General features: G+C 21.7%; 3 protein-coding genes. All 3 read right to left on the reverse strand.

The window, feature by feature from the left end; all coding sequences use genetic code 11:
* Positions 1 to 398 precede the first annotated feature (398 nt).
* Positions 399 to 689 (reverse strand): hypothetical protein, encoded by a 291-nt coding sequence (locus tag BUA70_RS12930; RefSeq protein WP_200789781.1) that lies wholly within the window; start codon positions 687 to 689, stop codon positions 399 to 401.
* A 245-nt stretch (positions 690 to 934) separates the two neighbouring features.
* Positions 935 to 1,063 carry a hypothetical protein gene (locus BUA70_RS13350; protein ID WP_280164089.1) on the reverse strand — a complete coding sequence of 43 codons (129 nt, stop codon included), beginning with the start codon at positions 1,061 to 1,063 and terminating at the stop codon, positions 935 to 937.
* 494 nt (positions 1,064 to 1,557) lie between these two features.
* Entirely contained in the window at positions 1,558 to 2,265 is a 708-nt protein-coding gene (locus tag BUA70_RS12770) for a hypothetical protein (RefSeq protein WP_072897877.1), read from the reverse strand.
* Between the last annotated feature and the right edge of the window lie 504 nt (positions 2,266 to 2,769).

Consider the following 2,769-nt stretch of genomic DNA (forward strand, 5'->3'; position numbering starts at 1 on the left):
CTTCTGCCCTTACTCATAATGGACACATCCTTTCTTAACTAAATATTATTTTACTTAGTTCGACTTAATGTGTCCACTACTTTATACTAACACCAAATATTATAATTAACTGCATCTGAAATACGTAATAGTAGCTTATTTCCATAGTAATCTTCTAATAAAATTTTAAGTCATCTGTGAACAACCTTCATTTATTTTTTTATAATATTCCAAGTTCTAAAGTTTTAAATATCTTTTAATTAATTGTACATTCTATATCATCCTTAATATAAACTATTTTTATGGAATACTTTGCATATATTTAATTAGCTAATCTAAAAGTTTTACTTCCTATTTATAAGTTAATTGATATATTTATATTACTATAAATATTGAAAAAATTGCTAATAGTTTATTTGCTACAATACAAACATTAAAAATATAATTGGGTAAGCAATGTAAATATTTTTCTTTACGGCTAGATATGCGATTCCATATAAAACACTAGCTAAACATAGTATTAAACCTATAACTAAATCTCCTTTTGTTAATAAATGTATTAACCCCCATGTTACTCCTAAAAGAAAACCACCCCAAGGAAGTCTCTTATTTTTAAAACTCATTTCTCCAGCCTTTTGACCAAATACTATAATCAATAAAACAAGTACCGCTTCAAAAATATAATAAATATACTGAAAAATAAATTTCACCCACCCATTATTTTTAAATTCTATCAAGACCTTAAATCCATTCCACTGCCAAATACTAATGATTATAGAAATTACTAAAATAATTAAAGCAATAATCCAGTTTAGTTTTCCTAGTTTATTTCTATTATCTAAGATATTAAACTGATATTTATTCCTTGATATAGAGATTAGTAGTGCTGAAACAATACCCCATATAATGCAAGTAAGTATCCAATGTATTATATTTTCTAAATTTGTAAATTCATTTATGCTCTTTCCATATAGCGATGGTTCAATAAAAGAACTAACAACAATTCTGAACCTAATCCTGCAAAAGCATATAATCCTAAATATAGAAAATCTAAACCCTTAATATTCTTCATTCCCATCTCCATATTTTTTCCTCTCATATTTTACAATTTTTTTAATTTATTCCTATTATGAATTTATTATAACATATTTTCTATCTAACATTCTTGCGGTTTCTGAATACGTATTCAATAAATATTTATTCCAATCTAATATATAAATTACTATATATCTCATATAATAATTTTCTACTTTATAATCTCACCACACTTCATAAATGTATTATAATTACAATAATATAGATTATTTTAAATTCTTTTATTTTGAATAAATTATAAAGTTTTTAATTGTAATAATCTCATTATAAATCCTATAATATAATTAATTCACAATATAGTTTAATTATAATCACATATTAATAATAAATGAAAATAATAAAATTTTAATTAAAATATCTTTAAACATAATCTATAGATAAATAAAAAACTAAAAAATTAGCTCATGTTTTTATACTATAAATAAAAATAGTATTATTTATATTTACTATAAAAAATAAATCTTTGTTAATATTAACAAAGATTTATTCTTCATATCTACATATAAAATTACCATCTTCATCAAATACATAGTTATAAGGTGTTATAAATGTACCTGATGCGTACGCCACTGCTACATTTTCTTTATAATTAATATCTACACAGTGATATCTAGCAGGTGGTTGCGGAGAATCAATTTTTTTTATATTTTTAGAAGATAAGTCAACAAAATAATACCCATTTATCTCATTTGGGTTATGTAAAATAATTTTCTTTGGGTTATTGAATGGATAAATTATCATTTTAGCCATATTATTATATAAAAAATTATTAAGTAAAAATTTTCTATCATCTTCAGATATAGGAGCTTTAAGTTTAATTACACACTGATTATTATTAATATATGTAATTATATAATCATCAGTATGAGTAATTACATAAGTTATATAAAAAAGTTTATTATCAGTTACATTTAAATTTCCCTGCCACTTTAAGTCATCAATGTCATTTCTAAGAGGTCCAGTATAATAGTCATAAGTTTTATTTTCTACATACATACTTGAATTACATTTTATTGAATCTGAATCACTAATTTTATATTTAGCTTTTAATACTTTTTCTTGCTTGGAACTTAATTTAGGATATTTAGGAGGTGTTTTTTTTTCTTTTTCATAATATTCAAATATATTTACACCTATTATTATAACTATAGATGCTAAGATTCCAAGAATATATTTATGAGATTTTTTCATGTATATGCCTTCCTTATAAATGTTATTTTATTTAATTATACATTTTATTACATAAAGTGTAAATTAATAAAAATAAAAAAAGCTAATGAATCTTATAGAAAACATTAACTTTTTTATATACTAATTAACAAGTTTTTATTTGATTTATATTATTTTTACTTTAATTCTTTAATTTTCTTATCTATTGAACTTTTAATAATATTTTATTTATATATGTGTTTTTATATTAAATAAATAATAAAATATGTTTATTATTTGTAATATATTAAAAATATTCACTTTTTCTATAATTATATTAAGCTAAATCTTCTAAATCATTTTGAGATAAGCTTTGTCTATATTCATATGCTTCTGCTTGTTTAGTTAATTTAAAATCACCATATAATTCTTTAACTGCTTGTTCAATTTCTGGTGTTAGTATAAAGTAGTGGACACATTAAGTCGAACTAAGTAAAATAATATTTAGTTAAGAAAGGATGTGTCCATTATGAGTAAGGGCAGAAG

It is taken from the genome of Clostridium fallax (assembly GCF_900129365.1).
In the GTDB taxonomy this organism is placed as follows: Bacteria; Bacillota; Clostridia; order Clostridiales; family Clostridiaceae; genus Clostridium_AH; species Clostridium_AH fallax.

Excerpts from the sequence above, each read along its gene's own strand:
- BUA70_RS12770 (WP_072897877.1), bottom strand. The coding sequence starts at position 2,265 with ATGAAAAAATCTCATAAATATATTCTTGGAATCTTAGCATCTATAGTT.
- BUA70_RS13350 (WP_280164089.1), bottom strand. The coding sequence starts at position 1,063 with ATGGAGATGGGAATGAAGAATATTAAGGGTTTAGATTTTCTATATTTA.